General features: G+C 63.1%; 1 protein-coding gene. It reads left to right on the forward strand.

Annotated elements, in window-relative coordinates:
• The coding region (locus tag CCR82_RS00055; protein ID WP_201243167.1) for a DUF2887 domain-containing protein at nucleotides 1-469 on the forward strand (469 nt) is incomplete at its 5' end.
• Nucleotides 470-512 lie beyond the last annotated feature (43 nt).

Consider the following 512-nt stretch of genomic DNA (forward strand, 5'->3'; position numbering starts at 1 on the left):
CGCCATCTACCACCGCCTGCTCGTCGACATGGGCCTACTTGGCGAGCGCCGCCTCGAGCAACCGGTGCGCGGCCTGCTGCTGTTCCTCAGTCCCGAGCACGACCCCCAGACCGAGCCCTGGCACAGCACCATCGCCCGCGACCCGCAGTGCCCCATCCGCCGCGTCTACCTCATCGAGGTGCTCGAACAGCTGCGCCAGACCCAGCCCGAGCACCCGCTGCTCGCCACCTTTCTGCCCTATCTGGTCGAAGACCGTGAGTGCTTGCGCGAACAAGCCCCGCTCGCCTATGGTCAGATCCAGCAAGCCCCACTGCCTGAACAAGCGCGCAGTCACTGTCTCGACGTCTTCCAGTCCTGGCTGCTCGCGCGCTTTAAGGACCAGACTTTAGGTGATTTCCAGAAACAGTTATACCGAGCAGGCAGGCTTGATCAAGATATCCCACTTCGGCAGATCGGGGTTGCGCAGTAGCCGCGCTTCGACCTCTCGCATGGCCTTCTTGGTGAGTTTGACG

The sequence above is a fragment of the Halochromatium salexigens genome, assembly GCF_016653295.1.
Taxonomy (GTDB): Bacteria; Pseudomonadota; Gammaproteobacteria; order Chromatiales; family Chromatiaceae; genus Lamprobacter; species Lamprobacter salexigens.